Origin of the sequence: Bacillus sp. 22475 (assembly GCF_052044835.1) — a bacterium.
GTDB lineage: Bacteria > Bacillota > Bacilli > Bacillales > Bacillaceae_G > Bacillus_A > Bacillus_A cereus.
Genome location: NZ_JBQENW010000004.1, coordinates 160,683 through 182,463, shown reverse-complemented (window position 1 = coordinate 182,463; position 21,781 = coordinate 160,683). Strand labels below are relative to the sequence as shown.

The following is a 21,781-nucleotide window of genomic DNA, read 5'->3' as shown; positions in this document are numbered from 1 at the left end:
GTCGTTTTTTATATCATTGTTAAAACTTCATGTAAAGAATAGATAGTAGGAACATCGCACTTGAGTTGCGAGTTATCTCGATTTAACCATATCCCTTGCATTCCAGCTGCTGTACTACTAATTGCATCAGTCTCTAATCGATCGCCAATATAATAGCAATCTTTCATTTCAAGATTCAATTGTAATACGGCTCTGTGAAAAATTTCAGGATCTGGTTTCGATATACCAAGTTCACTAGAAGTAAATATATATTTGAAATGTTTTAAAATGTTTAGGGCAGTTAATTTTTCGACTTGTTGTTCATAGTCACCATTACTAATGATACCTAATGAATGACCGCCTTGCTGCAAGGTCTGTAATGTATAGTGTACATCTTCAAACGCGGTCCAGTTGTTCTTATATAGTTCTATATATTGATTGAATCTATGCTGAGATTCTTTGGGTGATAGGTTTACTCCATATGTTTTAAATAAATGATACATTCGCATTACTTGTTGTTCTTGAAAAGATAATTCCCTGGATAAAAATTTGTTGAAATATTCTTCTGATAATTCATGCCAGACTTTCGTTGCCTCTAATTCATTGCCTGAAAAAATAGTATTATATATTTGAAAAAAATCTATAATACCATTTCTTTCAGCAGCCTCATAATCAAGTAAAGTTCCATCAATATCAAAGAAAATCATATTGCTGTCTCCTTGCTAACAACTATTTAGCGTTTTCAGCAACCTCATATCCTTTCACAAACAATAGCGTCATATAAGAAACGATAAACGAGAAGATGCTGTACATGCCAACCCAAAAGAAAAATTTTGGAGTAAAGGCGATAACACCTATTATTAAAAAACTAGCAAACGTTACAATCGGCATTACGTAATACGTTTTCGTTTTGCGTGTTCCAATAACAGATACGATAAAGATAAATAATGGACAAATTAATAAGACGAAAATCAATTCATTCATAGGTATGTCCCCTTTTCTAATTGCAGTAATCTGTTTCTCGTAAACGTTTTGAAATAATTACTCTCCTAATATAATTTCGCTAAGTAATAACGAATCCCTCTTGAAAACTGATAATTCATGATGAATTTTACAAGCAAAAAACGTAAGCAAGAGAACACTTGCTTACGTTATAGGATAAACATCGCAACGATCGTGGTGACAATTAAACCGATAACAACCGGTAAAAAGTTTCGGCGTGCAAGTTCAAATGGATCAACTTTACAAATCGCAGCAGCAGGAATAAGTGCCCAAGGAATTAACGTCCCGCCCCCGGTCCATATAGCTGCAATTTGCCCGAGTGCTGTTAATGTAGCTGTTCCATGGCCAAGTGCTGTTCCAAAAAGATTGGCAATGGAACCAGCAAGTGATATACCTGAAAAACCTGATCCATCTAAGCCGGTAATGACACCAACGATGGTTAATGTCCCTGCCGATACATATTGATTCAAAGGAACAGTTTGAGATAAAGCGATGCCTAAGTCGTTAATGATTCCGTGTGAACCTTTCGATAAATAGTCCCCGATAATTTTCACAAAGCCACTATCTCCTAAATAAAAGAGTGCAGCGATAGGAATAACTGGTCCGAAAATTTTAAAGCCAAATTGGAGCCCTTCTATGAAATAATCGGTCGTTTTATTCAGTCCATTACCTTTGTAGGCGATGAGAGAAATGATGATAATCATAATAACAGTTGTTCCGCCGATAAGTGCAGTTGCGTCGCTTCCTTGTAGTTGAAATTGAATCATGCAAAGGATATCAATGATATATACGATAGGGATACAAATAGCGAGCCATTTCTTTGTGCGAGGAGATAATGAAGTGAGCGTTTTAGAAGACTCAGTTGATAGAATAGATTCTTGTATAGCTAAGCCTGTATGAAACTCTTTTCGTAAGAAGAAAAAAGCGACGGAAGTTGTCACAACGCCCATAACGATAACGAGTGGAACACTTGCAGATACGACGCTGGAAACAGGGAGACCAGCAGCGTCTGCGGTTAATTTTGGTGCGCCTTGTATAACGAAGTCGCCGGATAAAGCAATCCCATGACCGAATAAGTTCATAGCAATTGCTACTCCAATTGGGGGGAGACCGACGCGTACAGCAACCGGTAATAAAATAGCTCCCATTAAGGCGACAGCGGGAGAAGGCCAAAAGAAGAAAGAAATTGTCATCATCAAAAGGCCAATAATCCAGTAGGCGAGGGTAGGGGTACGGATCATCTTTGTAAATGGTAAAATCATTGTATCATTTATACCGGTATGAACGAGTAAATTGCTCATGGATACAATAATAGAAATGATTAATATAGTTGGTAATAGCTCAGTAATGGCGTAAATAAAACTTTGAAAAATGCCGCTAACGGCAAGAGGGATAGAACTTGTAGCAGTTAATGCTAATAAAAAGATAAAAACGATACAAATAATTGTAGTATCTTTCCGGAGAATAAAAAAGGTAATAATAGTGAGTAAACAAATAACATAGAGAGCGTGTAATAGCGTTAATTCAACTCCCATAACATTCACATCCTTAGGCAATCGTGTAGTTTATTGTATGAAAGTAGGGAAAGTATGTGAGTATAAGAAACAGAAAAAAGGTAAAATTTCATGTACTGCAATGGTAAGGATAAAAAATGGATGTTACAATACAATTAATCCTAAAAATGGAATTCGAGGAGGGCTTATGCACAAAAAAATTGGATTTTGGGGATTTATCATATCTTGTAGTCTATTAATCATTTTAAAGCTATTTACAAACAATGAATGGATAAGTATTATACCTGTTTTCGGGTTTGTATTTATACTTTTATATAACTGGGATGGTATGAAACAATATAGTAAGAAAAGTATCGGAATTATGATAGGTATCATCGTTGTTTGCTCATTGTTCGCAGGGGTTATTTTAATAGAGGGTCAGAAACAAATGGAGAAAATGTCTATTTTTCAAGAATGGATGTCTTCTGCAAACGGGCTTTATCTTGTAATTATAGTTGTTATTTTTCTAAGAATTGTTATAAGTATAGCAAGTTACATATTAAAGGAGAAGTAGAATGGTGGAGTATGAATGAGAGAAAAAATAGGATATTATGGTGTGCTAGTTTGTTTACTATTATCAGTTATTTCAGGACAATTTCTTAACAGTGAATGGGTACCAGTTATATTATGTATAGGAGTATTGATTTTTGCTCCTATGTATCGCTGGAATGAATGGAAAGCATATAGTCGAAAAAAGAAAATGGTTTTCAGCATCGAATTTGTCATTATAATCAGCACAATTCCGTTTTTGTTATGGAAAGGAAATGAGATAATAGATGGAATTGTAATGTTTCAAGGGTGGTTGTTTATTGCGAAAATGCTATATTTAATATGCATTTTAATGTTGGTAGTGGTAGTCACTAAAATAGTAAACGAAAAGCTATTCGTTAATGAATAAAAGAAAATGCCACCTTATTCGGTGGCATTTCCTCATTTTACTGCATGAGCTTTTTGCATCTTTTTAATTAAACGAATTTGTCCACGATGATTGATTTCATCTTCAAAAACGTGAAACCACTTAAAATAGTTATTTGCTGGTTTGTCATACCAAAAGTCTGTCGTTTTAAATAACCATTCATCAGGTAACAATTGAAAAGTCTCGATTGTTTTGGAACGTACTTCTTGTAATGTATTTATGTAAAATTCTATAGCGTTTCCTTTTATTTTCTCACGCCCAAGATCGCCTAATTCAATGCCAGGTAACCAGCGTTCTAATTCAGCCTCCGTTGGTTCACGGTCTTCAAAAGTATGAATCTGGTAGTAAAATTCAATAGCAGCCATATGATACAATAACATGCCAATTGAATTTGCTTCCTTATCATATAAATAATCAAGTTCTTCAATTGTTAAACTTTCCACTGCTTGCATTGTTGTATAGCGAGCGTAATTCATCATGGAAACAAGCTTTGAAAATTCTACATGTAAACCCTCCAATTTATCAATTACAAAATTCAATTAAAATTCCCCCTCTTTAAATGAATACTCCAGAGAAGGAATTCTATGTGCAAAAAAAGTTTTGTTTAAACCTTCATAATATTAACAAGGGATTATAATTAGTTCTCTATTTGATTTTGTAATAACGTCATAACCATCTTTGGTGATGACAATATCATCTTCGATTCTACAACCGCCCCAGTTCGGTATGTAAATGCCCGGCTCAACTGTAACAACCATACCTTCTTGTAAAGTTGCCTTGCTTTCTTGGGATAGGCGAAGTGGTTCATGTATTTCTAACCCAAGACCGTGCCCGGTAGAGTGGCCAAAGTATTGACCGTATCCATGTTCTGTAATGTAATTCCTCGTTATATCATCGATACTTTTCGCAGTTTCTCCAGGCTTAATTGCTTCAGTCCCACGCTTTAACGCTTCTCGTACAACATTGTATATTTTTTGGAATTCTTCCGATGGTTCCCCGATTGCTACGGTACGTGTTATATCGGAACAATATCCGTCGTAAAGTGCACCGAAGTCTAATGTAACGATATCGCCTCGTTCGATTATTTTATTTGATGCAACTCCATGGGGAAGTGAAGAACGAACGCCTGAGGCTACAATGATTTGGAATGAAGAAGATGTAGCCCCTTTTTTTCGCATGAAAAATTCTAACTCATCTCGAACGTCAGTCTCGCTTATTCCAGGCTTTAGAAATGTAACAATATGGTGAAATGCTTCGTCAGCGATCGTAGCTGCGATTTTCATTGTTTCTATTTCAGATGTGTCTTTAATAAGTCGAATATCTTCAATGATCTCACACACTGGAACCATTTCTGTATGTATATATTTTTGTAGTTTCTTAAATTGTTGCAAAGTCATATTATTGTCTTCTATACCAAGTTTTTGAATGTTTAATTTTGATACTTGATTTGCAACTTCTTCTTCTAAATTTCCTTTATGCATAATAATTTCTGCTGCTTTTATTTCCGTTTTTGCTTGATCTACGTAACGGAAATCAGTAATGAAAATAGCTTTATGCGCAGCGATTAAGACAACGCCTGCGCTACCTGTAAAGTTTGTTGCGTATTGACGGTTTTCTTTTTTTGTAATAAGTAACCCGTCGATTCCGTAATTATGTAGTTGTTTTTGGATGTTAGTTATTCTTACATTCATTTTAATTCCTCCTTTTTACATTAATAAAGCAAGAATTGTGCCAGTATATTTATTTAGAATAAAAGAGAAGAGGGTAGCTGTGTGTCAAAAAAACTAGACGAATGTAAAATAAATATATATAAAATTTTTACAGTAAGTTTTTATGTGACTGAACAATAATATAAACTCGCAAACGAAAATCTTTTTAATTTAAATATTATATTTTTTGTATAAATAAATTAAGTTAATTGGTATAATAAGGGATTGTTACGTTTTTTATAGGTAAAGAGATGTAACGAAAAAAACTGGGTTAAGGAATGTGAGTGTATGAAGAAATTAAGTAAAGTAATGTCATTTTGTTTGGCCGCTAGTATGCTTGTTATAACGGGGTGTGAAACAAGTGAACACAAAGTTCAAGTAAATGAAACGATTGAACAGCTTGATGAAGCGCCAGAAGTGACAGAAAAAGAAGCGAAAAAGATTGTAAGAAAGAGTGTAGATGGAATAGCAAATGCGTTTAGTGAGATGGAAAAAGAAAATGGATGGAGCCGAAATAATCCTGGGGATTTAGAGACAGCTAAAAAAGGAGTTAAAGGATTGGTTTCAGAAAAGTTTGTAGAGAATCAGCTTCCTAAGTCGCTTGCAACATTTAATCGATCAAGAGAGACGGATATGTTACCATTCCCTACTAATATTAAACCGAACATGAGATTAACATATTCACAGAAAAAAGATATTTTAACGATTGAGACTATCACACCTTCAAATGATATGGGAAATGAAGCAGAGATATGGGAATTTATTTTCGTTTATAAAGATGGAAAATGGTTAATAGATAAATGGTCATCGCATATACCTAGCGATTTAAAACTTACGAAGGAAGAAGCTAGTGAATTTCTGAAAATTCAAGGTTTTAAGAATGTTGATTTTGTTAAAGAAGAAGACAGTGGTGACAAAAAATATATTTTTAAAGAAAATGCTAGATTAATTGCTGTAGATGCAAAAACATCGGTTATTACATATAATTTAGATGAGCAAAAACAGGAAAAGGTAGCAAGAGAAAATAATAGTCAAGATCAAGAAACGGTTAAGGCAAATAGTGTGAGTTCACAAGTTACATCTAAAGAAGAGAAGCAACCTAAAAAAGAAACTTCGTCAGCGATAGGTAAAACTAAGGTTTTAAATGAGTTAGCTGCTCTAGAAAATCAAGAAACACATGCAAATGTTGCGTCAGATAATGACATATTAAATGAAATAGAAGGAAATTATGAACTGTGGGATAATAAACTAAATGAAATTTACAGTACATTAAAAAGTACGATGTCACCTGATGCGTTTCAGTCGTTAAAAACGAAACAAATTGCGTGGGTTAAAGAAAAGGAAAGTAAAGTTAAAGCAATTGATACTGATACAAATAACGGAACGATGAGGCGTATAGAAGCTTCAGAAGAGAAATATAAGATGACAAAAGCAAGATGTTATGAATTAGTAAATGGGTATATGAACTAGTGTGAACGAATATAAAAAATGCGTTGCTTATAAGCAACGCATTTTTGTATTTACGCTTTTAATTTCATTACAATATCAGCATCTGGTGTTACATATACGGTTTGCTGATTGTCGTACGTAACAAAACCAAGTTTTGCACCACTCGGTTTTTTCACATGGCGTATTTTAGTGAAATCAACAGGTACAGAGCTAGACTCTTTCGCTTTACTGTAATAAGCGGCAATTTTGGCAGCTTCTAGTAAAGTTTCTTCAGCAGGCTCTAAAGAACGAATGACAACGTGAGAGCCAGGTATGTCTTTCGTATGTAACCAAATTTCATCACGGCGGGCAAACTTCGTTGTTAAATAATCATTTTGTTTATTGTTTTTACCAACGAAAATCTCTGTGCCATCACTTGCTAAATATTTATCTAATACTGGCTTAGTAGGCTTTTTCTTTGCGTTTTTCGTTTTGCGATTGCGCACATAACCTTCTTCAGCTAATTCCTCACGAATTTCTTCAATATCTTTTGAAGAAGCAGCTTCCATTTGTTGAAGTAAGCTATCAAAATAAAGAATTTCTTCATTGGTTTTTTCGATTTGTTCTTCTACAACAACAACTGAATTTTTTGCTTTTTGATACTTTTGGAAATAGCGTTGTGCATTGTCAGATGGTGTTTTTAAAGGATCTAATGTGATTTTTACAGTTCCGCCATTTTCATCGTAATAATTAACGACCTCAATATCTTTATCGCCTTTTTTCAAAGCGTACATATTAGCTGTAAGTAGCTCTCCAAATAGTTGATATTTATCTGCTTTTCCAGCATCTTGCAGTGTTTTTTCGAGTTTAATGAGTTTTTTCTCGTTTTTATTTTTTTCATTTTGCATAAAGCGTTCTAAATCATGAGCTTGTTGTTTTACACGATCGCGCTCTGCTTTTCCGAAAAAGAAACGATCAAGCAATTCACTAACAGATGAGAACGTCTTATCTTCTCCTTGCAAGTGTGCAAGAGGGAAAAGATAAAAGAATTCTTTCCCATTTGAAGTAGTCATCGCTGGTGAATATGTATGAGTTAATAATGGTTTTTGTATGGAGAAAAATGCATCCGCTAATGCTTTTTCATTTACCATACCAGCTTTTCTCACTACTTCTTTTGCGAATAACGGGGATATTCCCGTAAAGGTGCCGACAAGCTGTTTATCCATGTTTCCAGATAGAAAGTCAAGTGGTCTAATAAATTCATCATTTGTTTCAATCTGAAGTGGGTTAATTTTATGTTGTGCTGGTGGTGCAATATATTCAGCTCCAGCGTATACAGTACGATGGCGGTTTACCGCTAAAGATATGTGTTTTAAGCTATCTAAAATAACGTTTGTTTTCGTATCTACTAATATAATGTTACTATGTCGGCCCATTATTTCGATTACTAATGTTTTTAATGATTCGTCTCCAATTTCATTCCGACTGCGAACTGTAATTTGAATAATACGTTCTAAGTCAATTTGTTCAATTTTTTCAATAAACCCACCTTCTAAATGTTTACGAAGAAGCATACAAAACATTGGCGGTATTGCTGGTGAATCGTAGTTTTGATTCGTTAAGTGCAGACGCGCATATGTAGGGTGAGACGACAGAATTAGTTTTTGGTTCTTTCCGTTTGCTCGAATATGTAATAAAATCTCATACTTTGAAGGTTGATATATTTTGGAAATTCTTCCTGTGTAAAGAGAATTTGCAATTTCATGTGTAATTGCTCTTGTAAATAATCCATCGAATGCCATAAATGAACACTCCTTTCTAACTAAAAGTTAATTATAGCATTTTTTTGGACGAGGCTGAATAAGCTTTCAATAGAGTATGTCTGGAATCAGGAGGTCGATGGCAGGATGAACTGGTATGGAATGCGGGCACATGAAGTGGAAGAAAGAACGAATACGAATGTAAAGGTTGGACTTACAGAGAAAGAAGCAGAAGGGCGCGTAAAGAAATTTGGTACTAATGAATTAGAAGAAGCAAAAAGGCCTTCTGCACTAATGGTATTTTTAGCACAGTTTAAAGATTTCATGGTACTCGTTTTGTTTGGAGCAACAATTGTTTCTGCGTTTTTAGGTGAATACATTGATTCTATTGCTATTGTTGCCATTGTTATTATCAATGGTATTCTCGGATTTTTTCAAGAAAGAAAAGCTGAAAAATCATTGGAAGCTTTAAAGGAACTAGCCGCTCCACAAGTTACTGTAATGCGGAATGGAAAGTGGGTAAAAGCACCATCTAAAGCACTTGTTTTAGGTGATATTATTAAGTTTTCCAGTGGTGATCGTATTGGGGCTGATGTGCGTCTTGTTGAAGCATCAAGTTTATATATTGAAGAGTCTGCTTTGACAGGGGAGTCCGTACCTGTACAAAAGAAGGTAGAAGCATTGCAAGGGCAAGATGTTGCAATTGGTGATCAAAAAAATATGGCTTTTATGGGGACAATGATTACGCGAGGATCTGGTACAGGAGTCGTTGTAGCAACTGGTATGAATACAGCGATGGGGCAAATTGCAAATATGTTACAAAATGCAGAGCAAATGGAAACACCACTGCAAAGAAGGTTAGAACAGCTCGGAAAAATATTAATTATTGTGGCTCTTATTTTGACAGCACTCGTTGTATTAGCTGGTGTGTATCAAGGGAATGAAGTATATCATATGTTTTTAGCTGGTGTGTCTCTGGCTGTTGCGGCTATTCCAGAAGGGTTGCCAGCAATTGTTACAGTAGCTTTATCACTTGGTGTACAGCGTATGATAAAAAAGAGAGCAATTGTACGAAAGTTACCAGCCGTAGAAACGTTAGGTTGTGCTTCCGTTATATGTTCTGATAAAACGGGAACAATGACGCAAAACAAAATGATGGTAACACATATGTGGTCAGGCGGAGAATTGTGGAAAGTGACAGGGCAAGGATATGAACCTAATGGCTCTTTTATGAAAGGTGAAAAAGAAGTGAATCCAGCTAAGACAAAAGCACTTTATCAGCTACTTACATTTGGTTCACTATGTAACAATGCAAATATTATTCAAAAGAAAAAGGCGTACGTATTAGATGGAGATCCAACAGAGGGAGCGCTTGTAGCTGCAGCAATGAAAGCTGGGATAACACGTGAGGCATTGAAAGGGAAATTTGAAGTTATTCGTGAATTTCCATTTGATTCAACTCGAAAAATGATGAGTGTTATTGTACGAGATCGAGAGGGGAAAAAGTTTATTGTTACGAAGGGAGCACCGGATGTTCTTTTACAAATGAGTCAAACGATTTTATGGGGGGATAAGCAACAGCCGTTAAGTGAGCTATATAGAAAAGAAGTACAGGCTGCTATTCATAGCTTAGGTAGTCAAGCGCTTCGAACAATTGCAGTTGCGTTTAAACCTTTAAAAATAACGGATTCTATTGAACATGAAAGAGACGTTGAAAAAGATTTTATGTTGGTTGGGATACAAGGTATGATTGACCCACCAAGACCAGAAGTGGCGCAGGCGGTAAAAGAGTGTAAAGAAGCTGGTATTCGAACAGTAATGATTACAGGTGATCATAAAGTGACAGCAATGGCGATTGCTGAACAATTAGGAGTTTTGCCACCAGATGGACGCGTTGTTGAAGGAGTAGAACTCGCGAATATGGATGTGGAGGAATTAGAAAATGTTGTAGAAGATACGTATGTATTCGCTCGTGTATCACCTGAACATAAATTAAAAATTGTTAAGGCACTGCAAAATCAAGGGCATATAGTAGCGATGACAGGTGATGGAGTGAACGATGCTCCAGCTATAAAAACAGCGGATATTGGGATAGCGATGGGGATTACAGGGACAGATGTTGCAAAAGAAGCCTCTTCACTTGTTTTACTAGACGATAATTTTGCTACAATTAAGTCAGCGATTAAAGAAGGAAGAAATATATACGAGAACATACGTAAGTTCATCCGATATTTATTAGCATCAAATGTTGGAGAAATTTTAGTTATGTTATTTGCGATGTTACTTGCATTACCCCTGCCGATGGTTCCTATTCAAATTTTATGGGTGAACTTAGTTACTGACGGTTTACCAGCGATGGCATTAGGTTTGGATAAGGCTGAAGGAGATGTGATGAAGAGAACGCCGCGCCACCCGAAAGAAGGGGTATTCGCTAGAGGGCTTGCGTGGAAAATAATAAGTCGAGGTTTTTTAATTGGGGCAGTGACGTTAGTAGCGTTTATTATTGCATATAACCAACATCCAAATGAACTGAAATATGCACAAACTGTAGCGTTCGCGACGTTGGTACTTGCTCAGCTTATTCATGTATTTGATTGTCGTAGTGAGCATTCTGTCTTTCATCGTAATCCATTTGGGAACGTGTATTTAGTAGGGGCGGTTATCATTTCATTACTACTCATGCTAGTGGTGATATATTATCCACCGTTACAACCGATTTTTAGCACAATGCCGATACAAGCAAGAGATTGGTTATTAATTGGAGGTTTGTCATCAATTCCGACTTTCTTACTAGTAGGTTCTTTATTAACAGGGAAAAAGGCGAAAAAGAAAAAGCCAATGTTATATAAGAAGGGATTAAACTTGAAATAGTCAATGTTATGAAAATGTGATATAATTTACAGAAGGTAGTAGAGCCTTGTCTCTATTACCTTTTTCATTGAGTTATTTTATGGCTTGGATGTGATAAAAATGATTTCTAGTATGACAGGGTTTGGAAGATCGAAAGTAGAAAGTGATACTTTTCAAATTACAGTAGAAATGAAATCGGTGAACCACCGTTTTTTAGAGATGAGTATTCGACTTCCTAAGCAAATGATGGTATTTGAGGACAAAATTCGTAAAATAATTGCACAGCAAGTTCGACGTGGACGCATTGAAGTGTCTATTAGTATAGCAGGTGAAGGACTTGTTGAAAGAAAATTAAGTGTGAATTGGTCACTTCTTGAGCAGTACCAATCGATGATGGAAGATATAAAAGGAAAGTTTCAATTACAAGATTCTATTACACTCGAGCAATTAATGGCAATGCCAGAAGTAACAGCAATTGAAGAAATAGAAAATGTAAATGAACATTTTGAGAACAGTTTATATGAGGCTGTTCGTCAAGCTGCTCATATGTTGAAAACGATGAGAGATGACGAAGGAGAACGATTACATAAAGATATAGCGTATCGTTTACAAGAGATTAGCAATTGTGTAAATGCAATTATTCCACATGCACCAATTGTTACACAAAAATATCGTGAACGATTAGAAAATCGCTTAAAAGAATTACATAATCAAGAGTTAGATGAACAAAGATTGCTAACAGAAGTCGCAATCTTTGCAGAGCGTTGTGATATTCATGAAGAGTTAGTTCGTTTGCAAAGTCATTTAGAGCAATTTCGTGAAACATTGCAGATTGAAGAGCCTGTTGGAAGGAAAATGGATTTCATCGTGCAAGAGATGCATAGAGAAATTAATACGATTGGTTCTAAGGCAAATGACTTAACAATTTCAAAATATGTTGTAGAAATGAAAAATAACCTTGAAAAAATTCGTGAACAAGTACAAAATATTGAGTAGCTTTCAAAAAATATATAAAGTTATACGTGGTGGAGAAATCGGATAGACTTACTAGGAGGCGCAAACTATGGCCATGCGGTTTTTAAATATTGGATACGGAAATATTGTATCTGCTCATCGAATTATTGCTATTGTAAGTCCGGAGTCAGCTCCTATTAAACGAACAGTACAAGAAGCACGCGAACATAATGCTTTGCTTGATGCTACGTATGGGAGAAAAACAAGGGCGGTTATTGTTATGGATGATGGGCATGTTGTATTAAGTCCAATTCAACCAGAGACGATTGCACATCGTTTGAATAATAAAGAAGATTTAAGTGAGGAAGGGTAGGTTTTACATATTTATGAGAAGTAGAAGAGGATTGCTCATCGTTCTTTCAGGGCCTTCTGGGGTTGGAAAAGGAACGGTTCGTAAAGAGCTGTTTAGCCATGAGGATACACGTTTTCAGTACTCTATTTCAGTAACGACACGTAAACCGCGTGAAGGTGAAGTAGATGGTGTGGATTATTTCTTTAAAGAAAGAGAAGAATTTGAGGAAATGATTCGTAATGAAAGATTACTTGAGTGGGCTGAGTTCGTAGGTAATTATTACGGAACACCAATTGACTATGTTGAAAAAACATTACAAGAAGGAAAAGATGTATTCTTAGAAATTGAAGTGCAAGGAGCAATTCAAGTTAAGAAAGCTTTCCCAGAAGGTGTATTTATTTTCTTAGCACCTCCAAGTTTATCTGAACTAAAGAGCCGTATTGTCGGACGTGGTACAGAGACTGAAGATGTTATTGAAAATCGTTTAACTGTAGCGAAAGAAGAAATCGAGATGATGGACGCTTACGACTATGTAGTAGAAAACGATCAAGTTGAATTAGCTTGTGATAGAATTAAAGCAATTGTGGTTGGCGAACATTGCCGCCGCGAAAGGGTAGCAAAATATTATAAAGAAATGACGGAGGGTCTATAATTATGTTAAATCCATCAATTGACTCATTACTACAAAAAATCGATTCTAAGTACACATTAGTAACAGTGGCTGCAAAACGCGCACGTGAAATGCAACTTGCTAATAACTGTGTTGTAGAGCAACCTGTTTCTCATAAATGTGTAGGTAAAGCATTAGAAGAAATCGATGCAGAAGCATTAAGCTACGTACCAAGTGAAGATAAAGTAGCTGAATAAGCCTTTGCCTTCGACAAAATAAAACATAGACTTTATAATTTTCTATGTAACGGTAACAACCTATTTACAAGTAGGTTGTTATTTTTTTACGAAAGGAATGAAATATTGGTACTGACGAGCTGGGAATTCTATTTCAGTATTATAAGTTTGAAAAAGAAAGAGGACGAGTCATATGCTAAAAGGGAAAAAGATACTTCTATGTGTAACAGGAGGCATTGCGGTTTTTAAAGCAGCTGCGTTAACGAGTAAATTGACACAATCTGGCGCGATTGTAAAAGTAATGATGAGTGAGTCGGCAATGAAGTTTGTTACGCCTCTTACATTCCAAGCGCTTTCTCGCCATGATGTATATACGGATACGTTTGATGAGAAAGACTCGGCTGTTATTGCTCATATTGATTTAGCAGATTGGGCGGATGTTGTACTTGTCGCACCTGCTACTGCCAATTGTATTGGAAAGTTAGCTGGTGGTATTGCAGATGATATGATTACAACTACTCTGTTAGCTACTACAGCCCCGGTATGGATTGCGCCTGCTATGAATGTGCATATGTATGAAAATAAAATTGTTCAAAAAAATATGATGACATTGAAAACGCTAGGATATACATTTATTGAGCCTGGGGAAGGCTTTTTAGCATGTGGATATGTAGCGAAGGGACGACTAGAAGAACCTGAAGCGATTATTGCACGGTTAGAGGAAGCTTTCTCAGAACACAAACCATTGCAGGGAAAAAGAATATTAATAACTGCTGGCCCAACACGTGAAAAAGTTGATCCAGTTCGTTTTATGACGAATTTTTCTTCTGGAAAAATGGGGTATGCGATTGCAGAAGTGGCGGCGAATTTAGGCGCTGATGTTATACTCGTTTCAGGACCGACAGCATTAAATCCACCGTTACATGTAACGACAGTGCAAGTGGAATCTGCACAAGATATGTTAGAAGCAGTTCTTCAACATTATCAAAACGTAGACGTTGTCATTAAAACAGCAGCAGTTGCAGATTATCGTCCAAAATATGTTCATGATAATAAAATGAAAAAGCAAAATGGTGATGCTGTCATTGAACTCGAAAGAACGGTGGATATTTTAAAAACGTTAGGTCAGAAAAAGGATAAACAGTTACTTATCGGTTTTGCTGCTGAAACGACAAATGTAGAGGAATATGCAACGAAAAAACTACGTGAGAAAAATGCAGATATGATTGTCGCGAATGATGTAAAAGCGCAAGGAGCTGGATTTGGCACGGATACGAATATTGTAACAATGTATAGAAAAGATGGAAAAGTTATTGAGTTACCACTTTTACTGAAAAAAGAGGTAGCTCGTGAAATATTAAAGCAAATTGAAATGATGTTAGAAGATGATCGTTTATGAAATTTGCAAGTGTAATTGTTGATGTACCTGCGCGTCAGACAGATCGACCATTTGATTACATTATCCCTGAAAAATGGGAAGATATTGTACAGACAGGAATGCGTGTAGTAGTTCCGTTTGGGCCAAGGAAATTGCAAGGTTTTATTATTGGGATTAAAGATTCGGTGGATGTAGAAAGTAATAAGTTAAAGACAATCCATGAAATATTAGATGTAACACCGGTTTTAAATGATGAATTATTAAAGCTTGGATATTGGCTTACAAGTGAAACGTTATGCTACATGATTTCAGCTTTTCAAGTGATGCTTCCAACTGCGATAAAAGCAACGTATAAAAAACGTCTACAAATTTGTAAGCAGGAAGAAATAGCACCTGAAATACTATATTTATTTCAGGATAAAGAAGCAATTGATTTTGAAGTAATCGAGCAGCAGCCACATTTATACCGGACTATTCAACAAGAAATTAAAAATGGTACGGTTGAAGTCGTTTATCAAGTGAAAGATAAAGTACAAAAGAAGAAGCAAAGAGTTGTTCAGCCGGAGTTGCCAGAAGATAAATTGGAATTAGCGGCATTTGAACTGAAAAGTAAAAAACAACAAGATGTACTTTATTATTTTGTGGAAAATTATAAAAGTGTACCGTTGAAAATCATTACAGAAGAGTTACAAATAACAGATGCTCCAATAAAAGCACTTGTTAAAAAGGGCTTCATTTCAGAAAAGTATGTGGAAGTATACCGAAATCCGTATGACGATGATCATTTTGAACAAACGAAACCATTTCCACTTACGGAGGAACAAAAACAAGTTATTACACCGATTTTATCATCAATTACAAATGAAACTTATAATCCATTTTTACTATATGGTGTTACAGGAAGTGGAAAGACAGAAGTATATTTACAATCTATAGCAGCAGTGCTCGAGAAAGGAAAAGAAGCCATCGTTCTTGTTCCTGAAATTGCACTAACGCCCCAAATGGTGGATCGTTTTAAAGGTAGGTTTGGCTCGCAAGTTGCAGTTCTTCATAGTGCGTTGTCTGTTGGAGAAAAGTATGACGAGTGGCGTAAGATTTTAAGAAAAGAAGTGAAAGTTGTAGTTGGTGCGCGTTCAGCCGTTTTTGCGCCTTTTGAGAATTTAGGGATTATTATTATTGATGAAGAGCATGAATCAAGTTACAAACAAGAAGATAATCCGAGGTATCATGCAAGAGATGTAGCTGTCTGGAGAGGGCAATATCATAAATGTCCTATCGTTCTTGGTAGTGCGACACCAACACTTGAATCGTTTGCAAGGGCGAAAAAAGGTGTTTATGAACTACTAACAATGGAAAAACGTATGAATGAACAAGCTTTACCAACGGTAGAGATTGTTGACATGCGAGAAGAACTTCGTGACGGGAATCGATCAATGTTTTCTAAGGTGCTGCATGAAAAAATAGCAGATCGATTAGAAAAGAAAGAACAGATGGTACTCTTTTTAAATAGAAGAGGTCATTCTACATTTGTTATGTGCCGTGATTGTGGGTATGTTGTACAATGTCCGCATTGTGATATTTCATTGACATATCATAAAATGAATCATCGTTTAAAATGTCATTATTGTAGTTACGAAGAAAATATGCCAACTGAGTGTCCTGCTTGTCAAAGTACATACATTCGTTTCTTTGGTACAGGTACACAAAAGGTAGAAGAAGAAATTACAAAACTATTTCCAGAGGCGCGAGTCATTCGAATGGATGTAGATACGACAAGTCGAAAAGGAATGCATGAAAAATTATTAAAGGCGTTTGGGGAAGAAAAAGCAGATATATTACTTGGAACACAAATGATTGCTAAAGGATTAGATTTTCCGAAAGTAACGCTTGTTGGGGTTTTAACTGCAGATACGATGCTTCACTTACCTGATTTTCGAGCAAGTGAAAAGACATATCAGTTATTGACGCAAGTAAGTGGACGAGCGGGTAGACATGAATTGCCAGGGGAAGTTGTGATTCAAACGTATACGCCAGAACATTACAGTATAGAGTTAGCGAAGAACCAACAATATGATGTGTTTTTTGACCAAGAAATGCAAATGAGGCGAACAAGACAATATCCCCCATATTACTATGTTGTACTCATAACCGTATCTCATCCAGAATTATTAAAAGCGGTGCAAGTGACGGAAAAAATTGCCTCGTATTTACGAACGCATTGCTCACAGCAAACAATGGTATTAGGACCAGTTGCTTCAGCAATTCCAAGGATAAAAGATAGATATCGTTATCAATGCATGATAAAATACAAACGGGAACCAAACTTAAAGAACGTGCTCAAAATGGTAAATGAACATTATCAAGCAGAAATGCAAAAAGAGCTACAAATCTCAATTGATTTTAATCCAACAATGTTAATGTAGCGGAGGGAAATATGGCAGTTTTAGAAATAATAAAGCATCCAAATGAAGTGTTAGAAACACCATGCGAAAGAGTAATTAACTTTGATAAAAAGTTAGTGAAATTGTTGAAAGATATGCATGAAACAATGTTAATTGCGGACGGAGTCGGTTTAGCTGCGCCTCAAGTAGGTGTAAGCTTGCAAGTAGCGGTTGTTGATGTCGATGATGATACTGGGAAAATCGAGTTAATCAATCCATCAATATTAGAAAAACGTGGTGAACAAGTAGGTCCCGAAGGCTGTTTAAGCTTCCCGGGACTTTATGGTGAAGTAGAACGTGCCGATTATATTAAAGTAAGAGCGCAAAATCGCCGTGGGAAAGTATTTTTATTAGAAGCGGAAGGATTTTTAGCGCGTGCAATTCAACATGAAATCGATCATTTACACGGTGTTTTATTTACATCGAAAGTGACAAGATATTATGAAGAAAACGAACTAGAATAGGTGTTAAAAGGAGCGGTTTTTAAATGATAAAAGTAGTGTTTATGGGAACACCGGACTTTTCAGTGCCGGTGCTTCGTCGTCTTATTGAAGATGGCTATGAGGTAGTAGGTGTTGTGACGCAACCTGATCGTCCGGTAGGTAGAAAAAAAGTATTAACACCTACACCTGTTAAAGTTGAAGCGGAAAAACATGGTATCCCTGTGTTACAGCCGTTAAAAATTCGTGAAAAAGATGAATATGAAAAAGTATTGGCATTAGAGCCAGATTTAATTGTAACAGCTGCATTTGGTCAGATTGTACCAAATGAAATTTTAGAAGCACCGAAGTATGGATGTATTAATGTCCACGCTTCTTTACTTCCTGAACTTCGTGGTGGTGCACCAATTCATTATGCCATTATGGAAGGTAAAGAAAAAACTGGTATTACAATTATGTATATGGTAGAAAAATTGGATGCTGGTGATATCTTAACGCAAGTGGAAGTGGAAATTGAAGAGCGTGAAACGACAGGCTCATTATTTGATAAATTAAGTGAAGCCGGAGCACACCTTCTATCTAAAACAGTACCTTTATTAATTCAAGGTAAGTTAGAACCGATTAAACAAAACGAAGAAGAAGTAACGTTTGCGTACAATATAAAACGTGAACAAGAGAAAATTGATTGGACAAAAACAGGTGAAGAAGTATACAATCACATTCGCGGATTGAATCCATGGCCAGTTGCTTATACAACTTTAGCAGGACAAGTTGTTAAAGTATGGTGGGGAGAAAAAGTGCCTGTAACTGAACCGGCTGAAGCAGGTACGATTGTTGCAATCGAAGAAGATGGTTTTGTTGTAGCAACTAGTAATGAAACAGGTGTTAAAATTACTGAATTGCAACCTTCTGGTAAAAAGCGTATGAGTTGTTCACAATTTTTACGTGGAACAAAACCTGAAATTGGAACGAAGTTAGGAGAAAATGCATGAGACAAAATGTTCGTGAATTAGCTCTTGATGGTTTAATTCAAGTGGAAAAAAGTGGTGCATATAGCAACTTACTTTTAAATAATCTAATTGAAAAAAGTGCAATTGATAGAAAAGATATTGGTTTATTAACTGAAATTGTATATGGAACGATTCAACGTCGTGACACATTAGATTATTATTTACAGCCTTTTTTAAAAAAGAAGGTTGAGGCGTGGGTAAGAGTATTGCTTCGCTTATCTTTATATCAAATGATTTATTTAGACCGAGTGCCAGAAAGAGCGGCTATTCATGAAGCGGTTGAGATTGCAAAGCGTCGCGGGCATAAAGGAATTGCTGGTATGGTGAACGGTGTATTACGTTCGATTCAGAGAGAAGGTGTGCCTTCTGTAGATGAAATCAAGGATCCAGTAGAACGTCTTGCAATTGCGACGAGTCATCCAGTTTGGCTTGTACAAGAGTGGACTTCTGCATATGGCTTAGAAACTGCAGAGAAAATGTGCGAAGTAAACATGTTACCACCTGTACCAACAGCACGTGTGAATGTTGATAAGGTAACGGTAGAAGAAGCGATTGAGTTGTTGGCAAGTGAAGGTATAGAAGCAAAACGTGGTGACTTGTCAGATGATGCAATTCAGATTGAAAGAGGAAATGTAGCGCATACAGAAGCGTTTAAAAAAGGATTTCTTTCTATTCAAGATGAAAGTTCTATGCTTGTAGCACGCGCTTTAGAACCAAATGAGGGAGAGACAGTTCTTGATAGTTGTGCGGCTCCTGGTGGTAAAACTACGCATATAGCAGAGCGTTTAAAGGGAACTGGTAAAGTAATGTCCCTTGATTTACATGCACACAAAGTACGTTTAATTAAACAGCAAGCAGAGCGACTTGGTCTAGAAAATGTCGAAACAAAAGCGCTAGATGCTAGAAAAGTGCAAGAGCACTTTGCAAATGAAACGTTTGATAAAATATTGGTAGATGCACCGTGTTCTGGATTTGGTGTAATTAGACGTAAGCCTGATATTAAGTTAGGAAAAGATAAAGGCGATAGTGAAAGATTATCGACGATTCAACTTGCGATACTAGAAAAAATAGCACCATTATTAAAACAAGGCGGTCGTCTTGTTTATAGTACGTGCACAATTGAGAAAATAGAAAATGAACAAGTAATAGATAAATTTTTAAAAGAACATCCTGAATTTGAATGGGATACTACGATAAAAGAACGTATGCCAGAAAAATTAAGTCCGTATATTAATGAAGGTCAAGTACAAATTTTACCGCATTATTTTGCAACGGATGGCTTTTATATTGCTTGTTTAAGGAAGAAGGTGTAGCATCATGGAAACAACTGTAAGAAAACAAAAGAAAAATGTAGAAACGAAGAAACCATCAATTTACTCTTTACAACTTCATGAAATGCAAGATTGGTTAAAGGAACAAGGAGAACCGAAGTTCCGCGCTGGACAAATTTTTGACTGGCTATATAAAAAACGTGTAAAAAATTATGAGGATATGTCAAACCTTTCTAAAGGATTGCGTGATAAATTGTCGAATTCCTTTGATATTACTACTTTAAACACGTTAGTAAAACAAACGTCTTCAGATGGAACGATTAAATTCTTATTCCAATTATATGACGGATATTCTATTGAAACGGTATTAATGCGACATGAATATGGAAATTCCATTTGTGTAACAACGCAAGTTGGTTGTCGTATTGGATGTACGTTCTGTGCTTCGACACTTGGTGGACTAAAACGAAACCTAGAAGCTGGAGAAATCGTAGCGCAAGTAGTAGAAGTTCAGCGTGCGCTTGATGAAACAGAAGAACGTGTAAGTTCTCTTGTTGTTATGGGAATTGGAGAACCATTTGATAATTACGATAATTTAATGGGATTCTTACGCATCACTAACCATGAAAAAGGACTTCATATTGGTGCTAGACATATGACTGTTTCGACGAGTGGAATTATCCCGAAAATTTATAAGTTTGCTGAAGAAGAACTACAAATTAATTTTGCGATTTCATTGCATGCTCCAAACTCAGAATTACGTTCAAAATTAATGCCGATTAACCGTGCTTATAAATTACCGGATTTAATGGAAGCTATTAAATACTATGTAAATAGAACAGGGCGCCGTATTACTTTTGAATATGGATTATTTGGAGGAGAAAATGACCAAGTTGAGCACGCTGAAGAGCTTGCTGCGCTCTTAAAAGGTGTAAAATGTCATGTAAACTTAATCCCGGTAAACTACGTACCTGAACGTGATTATGTACGTACACCACGTGAGCAAATTTTCTTGTTCGAGAAAACGTTAAAAGATCGTGGAGTGAATGTAACGATTCGCCGTGAACAAGGTCATGATATTGACGCAGCCTGCGGTCAGTTGCGTGCGAAGGAGCGCAAAGAAGAGACGAGGTGACGAGATGAAAGCCGTATTTCTATCGGATAAAGGAAAAGTTCGTCAACATAATGAAGATAGTGCAGGAGTTTTTCACAATTTAGATGGAAATGTTTTAGCGGTAGTAGCAGATGGAATGGGAGGTCATCGAGCTGGTGATGTAGCTAGCTCGATGGCCATTCAATTATTCCATGATTATTGGAAGCAAACGCATAATATGAATGAACCGAAAAAAGTAGAACAATGGTTACATACTAGTGTTGGGATTATTAATGAGCGCATATATGAATACGCTCAGCAAAATGTAGAATGTAATGGTATGGGAACAACGCTTATAATAGCTGTTTGTACACCAAGTTTTGTGACGATAGGGCATATAGGAGATAGTCGTTGCTATATGGTATCAGAAGGAGAAATGACGCTTGTAACGGAAGATCATTCGCTTGTAAATGAGCTTGTGAGACATGGTGAAATTTCAAAGGAAGATGCAGAGTATCATCCGAAAAAGAATGTGTTATTAAGAGCGCTAGGAACAGAAGAAAAAGTTGGATTAGATGTTAAAACGTTGGTGCTTGAGGAAGATGATCAATTACTTCTTTGCTCTGATGGGTTATCAAACAAAGTTTCTATTGATGATATGCAACAAATTTTACAGTTAAATGAACAGCTTGAAGGTAAAGGGCAGCGTCTCATTCAATTGGCGAATGATCGCGGTGGAGAAGATAATATCACACTTGTTCTTATTGATTATGCGGGTTCGACAAACGAAAGTAGGTGA

The 21,781-nt window shown here is 36.2% G+C and carries 21 protein-coding genes; 15 read left to right on the top strand and 6 right to left on the bottom strand.

Features of this window, described 5'->3' with window-relative positions; genetic code table 11:
* Window positions 1–8 precede the first annotated feature (8 nt).
* The 3 genes from ACTJJY_RS09430 to ACTJJY_RS09420 all read right to left on the bottom strand — a co-directional run bounded on the left by ACTJJY_RS09430 (window position 9) and on the right by ACTJJY_RS09420 (window position 2,516).
* Window positions 9–686, bottom strand: coding sequence for an HAD family hydrolase (locus ACTJJY_RS09430; RefSeq protein WP_440605419.1), 678 nt, complete (start codon window positions 684–686; stop codon window positions 9–11).
* Window positions 687–708: 22 nt separating this feature from the next.
* Window positions 709–963: a YbeF family protein gene (locus ACTJJY_RS09425; protein ID WP_001003915.1), complete on the bottom strand. Its 255-nt coding sequence runs from the start codon at window positions 961–963 to the stop codon at window positions 709–711.
* Between the two features lie 167 nt (window positions 964–1,130).
* Complete coding sequence (locus ACTJJY_RS09420) at window positions 1,131–2,516, bottom strand: hypothetical protein (RefSeq protein ID WP_440605418.1); 1,386 nt, start codon at window positions 2,514–2,516, stop codon at window positions 1,131–1,133.
* 100 nt (window positions 2,517–2,616) lie between these two features.
* On the opposite strand from ACTJJY_RS09420, the gene ACTJJY_RS09415 reads away from it, so the two are divergent.
* Together ACTJJY_RS09415 and ACTJJY_RS09410 are read left to right on the top strand one after the other, a co-directional pair.
* Complete coding sequence (locus ACTJJY_RS09415; RefSeq protein WP_327946760.1) at window positions 2,617–3,048, top strand: YoqO family protein; 432 nt, start codon at window positions 2,617–2,619, stop codon at window positions 3,046–3,048.
* 15 nt (window positions 3,049–3,063) lie between these two features.
* The gene (locus ACTJJY_RS09410; RefSeq protein WP_002181188.1) at window positions 3,064–3,432 is read left to right on the top strand and encodes a YoqO family protein; all 369 of its coding nucleotides are present in this window, start codon (window positions 3,064–3,066) and stop codon (window positions 3,430–3,432) included.
* A gap of 32 nt (window positions 3,433–3,464) precedes the next feature.
* On the opposite strand, the gene ACTJJY_RS09405 is transcribed toward ACTJJY_RS09410, so the two are convergent.
* Both ACTJJY_RS09405 and ACTJJY_RS09400 read right to left on the bottom strand, forming a co-directional pair.
* Window positions 3,465–3,989: a DinB family protein gene (locus ACTJJY_RS09405; protein WP_106824274.1), complete on the bottom strand. Its 525-nt coding sequence runs from the start codon at window positions 3,987–3,989 to the stop codon at window positions 3,465–3,467.
* An 81-nt stretch (window positions 3,990–4,070) separates the two neighbouring features.
* Window positions 4,071–5,141, bottom strand: coding sequence for a M24 family metallopeptidase (locus tag ACTJJY_RS09400; protein WP_001102865.1), 1,071 nt, complete (start codon window positions 5,139–5,141; stop codon window positions 4,071–4,073).
* 306 nt (window positions 5,142–5,447) lie between these two features.
* On the opposite strand from ACTJJY_RS09400, the gene ACTJJY_RS09395 reads away from it, so the two are divergent.
* Complete coding sequence (locus ACTJJY_RS09395) at window positions 5,448–6,629, top strand: lysozyme inhibitor LprI family protein (RefSeq protein WP_440605417.1); 1,182 nt, start codon at window positions 5,448–5,450, stop codon at window positions 6,627–6,629.
* Between the two features lie 50 nt (window positions 6,630–6,679).
* Here the strand turns inward: ACTJJY_RS09395 and ACTJJY_RS09390 are convergent, their stop codons facing one another.
* Entirely contained in the window at window positions 6,680–8,389 is a 1,710-nt protein-coding gene (locus tag ACTJJY_RS09390) for an Rqc2 family fibronectin-binding protein (RefSeq protein WP_440605416.1), read from the bottom strand.
* A gap of 105 nt (window positions 8,390–8,494) precedes the next feature.
* Between ACTJJY_RS09390 and ACTJJY_RS09385 the strand changes: the two genes are divergently transcribed.
* The 12 genes from ACTJJY_RS09385 to ACTJJY_RS09330 all read left to right on the top strand — a co-directional run bounded on the left by ACTJJY_RS09385 (window position 8,495) and on the right by ACTJJY_RS09330 (window position 21,781).
* Window positions 8,495–11,218 carry a calcium-translocating P-type ATPase, SERCA-type gene (locus ACTJJY_RS09385; protein ID WP_001104774.1) on the top strand — a complete coding sequence of 908 codons (2,724 nt, stop codon included), beginning with the start codon at window positions 8,495–8,497 and terminating at the stop codon, window positions 11,216–11,218.
* Between the two features lie 99 nt (window positions 11,219–11,317).
* On the top strand, window positions 11,318–12,193 hold the full coding sequence (locus ACTJJY_RS09380; RefSeq protein WP_000625865.1) for a YicC/YloC family endoribonuclease: 876 nt from the start codon (window positions 11,318–11,320) through the stop codon (window positions 12,191–12,193).
* A 67-nt stretch (window positions 12,194–12,260) separates the two neighbouring features.
* Entirely contained in the window at window positions 12,261–12,524 is a 264-nt protein-coding gene (gene remA / locus ACTJJY_RS09375) for an extracellular matrix/biofilm regulator RemA (RefSeq protein ID WP_001251456.1), read from the top strand.
* A 13-nt stretch (window positions 12,525–12,537) separates the two neighbouring features.
* Window positions 12,538–13,155, top strand: coding sequence for a guanylate kinase (gene gmk, locus ACTJJY_RS09370; RefSeq protein WP_001257742.1), 618 nt, complete (start codon window positions 12,538–12,540; stop codon window positions 13,153–13,155).
* Between the two features lie 2 nt (window positions 13,156–13,157).
* Window positions 13,158–13,370, top strand: a complete 213-nt coding sequence (rpoZ, locus tag ACTJJY_RS09365) for a DNA-directed RNA polymerase subunit omega (RefSeq protein WP_000933961.1) — start codon at window positions 13,158–13,160, stop codon at window positions 13,368–13,370.
* A 172-nt stretch (window positions 13,371–13,542) separates the two neighbouring features.
* Entirely contained in the window at window positions 13,543–14,748 is a 1,206-nt protein-coding gene (coaBC, locus tag ACTJJY_RS09360) for a bifunctional phosphopantothenoylcysteine decarboxylase/phosphopantothenate--cysteine ligase CoaBC (protein ID WP_000911748.1), read from the top strand.
* The gene (gene priA, locus ACTJJY_RS09355; RefSeq protein WP_440605415.1) at window positions 14,745–17,150 is read left to right on the top strand and encodes a primosomal protein N'; all 2,406 of its coding nucleotides are present in this window, start codon (window positions 14,745–14,747) and stop codon (window positions 17,148–17,150) included. Before coaBC ends, priA begins: the two co-directional genes overlap by 4 nt.
* Before the next feature lie 11 nt (window positions 17,151–17,161).
* Window positions 17,162–17,632: a peptide deformylase gene (gene def / locus ACTJJY_RS09350; RefSeq protein ID WP_000279455.1), complete on the top strand. Its 471-nt coding sequence runs from the start codon at window positions 17,162–17,164 to the stop codon at window positions 17,630–17,632.
* Window positions 17,633–17,655: 23 nt separating this feature from the next.
* The gene (gene fmt / locus ACTJJY_RS09345; RefSeq protein ID WP_000598805.1) at window positions 17,656–18,600 is read left to right on the top strand and encodes a methionyl-tRNA formyltransferase; all 945 of its coding nucleotides are present in this window, start codon (window positions 17,656–17,658) and stop codon (window positions 18,598–18,600) included.
* Window positions 18,597–19,931 carry a 16S rRNA (cytosine(967)-C(5))-methyltransferase RsmB gene (gene rsmB / locus ACTJJY_RS09340; RefSeq protein ID WP_440605414.1) on the top strand — a complete coding sequence of 445 codons (1,335 nt, stop codon included), beginning with the start codon at window positions 18,597–18,599 and terminating at the stop codon, window positions 19,929–19,931. The genes fmt and rsmB overlap by 4 nt, the downstream gene beginning before the upstream one ends.
* Window positions 19,932–19,935: 4 nt before the next feature.
* Window positions 19,936–21,024, top strand: a complete 1,089-nt coding sequence (gene rlmN / locus ACTJJY_RS09335) for a 23S rRNA (adenine(2503)-C(2))-methyltransferase RlmN (protein ID WP_000450550.1) — start codon at window positions 19,936–19,938, stop codon at window positions 21,022–21,024.
* Between the two features lie 4 nt (window positions 21,025–21,028).
* The gene (locus ACTJJY_RS09330) at window positions 21,029–21,781 is read left to right on the top strand and encodes a Stp1/IreP family PP2C-type Ser/Thr phosphatase (protein WP_000648708.1); all 753 of its coding nucleotides are present in this window, start codon (window positions 21,029–21,031) and stop codon (window positions 21,779–21,781) included.

Excerpts from the sequence above, each read along its gene's own strand:
- ACTJJY_RS09430 (WP_440605419.1), bottom strand. The coding sequence starts at position 686 with ATGATTTTCTTTGATATTGATGGAACTTTACTTGATTATGAGGCTGCT.
- ACTJJY_RS09425 (WP_001003915.1), bottom strand. The coding sequence starts at position 963 with ATGAATGAATTGATTTTCGTCTTATTAATTTGTCCATTATTTATCTTT.
- ACTJJY_RS09420 (WP_440605418.1), bottom strand. The coding sequence starts at position 2,516 with ATGGGAGTTGAATTAACGCTATTACACGCTCTCTATGTTATTTGTTTA.
- ACTJJY_RS09415 (WP_327946760.1), top strand. The coding sequence starts at position 2,617 with ATGGTAAGGATAAAAAATGGATGTTACAATACAATTAATCCTAAAAAT.
- ACTJJY_RS09410 (WP_002181188.1), top strand. The coding sequence starts at position 3,064 with ATGAGAGAAAAAATAGGATATTATGGTGTGCTAGTTTGTTTACTATTA.
- ACTJJY_RS09400 (WP_001102865.1), bottom strand. The coding sequence starts at position 5,141 with ATGAATGTAAGAATAACTAACATCCAAAAACAACTACATAATTACGGA.
- ACTJJY_RS09395 (WP_440605417.1), top strand. The coding sequence starts at position 5,448 with ATGAAGAAATTAAGTAAAGTAATGTCATTTTGTTTGGCCGCTAGTATG.
- ACTJJY_RS09390 (WP_440605416.1), bottom strand. The coding sequence starts at position 8,389 with ATGGCATTCGATGGATTATTTACAAGAGCAATTACACATGAAATTGCA.
- ACTJJY_RS09385 (WP_001104774.1), top strand. The coding sequence starts at position 8,495 with ATGAACTGGTATGGAATGCGGGCACATGAAGTGGAAGAAAGAACGAAT.
- ACTJJY_RS09380 (WP_000625865.1), top strand. The coding sequence starts at position 11,318 with ATGATTTCTAGTATGACAGGGTTTGGAAGATCGAAAGTAGAAAGTGAT.
- remA (WP_001251456.1), top strand. The coding sequence starts at position 12,261 with ATGGCCATGCGGTTTTTAAATATTGGATACGGAAATATTGTATCTGCT.
- gmk (WP_001257742.1), top strand. The coding sequence starts at position 12,538 with ATGAGAAGTAGAAGAGGATTGCTCATCGTTCTTTCAGGGCCTTCTGGG.
- rpoZ (WP_000933961.1), top strand. The coding sequence starts at position 13,158 with ATGTTAAATCCATCAATTGACTCATTACTACAAAAAATCGATTCTAAG.
- coaBC (WP_000911748.1), top strand. The coding sequence starts at position 13,543 with ATGCTAAAAGGGAAAAAGATACTTCTATGTGTAACAGGAGGCATTGCG.
- priA (WP_440605415.1), top strand. The coding sequence starts at position 14,745 with ATGAAATTTGCAAGTGTAATTGTTGATGTACCTGCGCGTCAGACAGAT.
- def (WP_000279455.1), top strand. The coding sequence starts at position 17,162 with ATGGCAGTTTTAGAAATAATAAAGCATCCAAATGAAGTGTTAGAAACA.
- fmt (WP_000598805.1), top strand. The coding sequence starts at position 17,656 with ATGATAAAAGTAGTGTTTATGGGAACACCGGACTTTTCAGTGCCGGTG.
- rsmB (WP_440605414.1), top strand. The coding sequence starts at position 18,597 with ATGAGACAAAATGTTCGTGAATTAGCTCTTGATGGTTTAATTCAAGTG.
- rlmN (WP_000450550.1), top strand. The coding sequence starts at position 19,936 with ATGGAAACAACTGTAAGAAAACAAAAGAAAAATGTAGAAACGAAGAAA.
- ACTJJY_RS09330 (WP_000648708.1), top strand. The coding sequence starts at position 21,029 with ATGAAAGCCGTATTTCTATCGGATAAAGGAAAAGTTCGTCAACATAAT.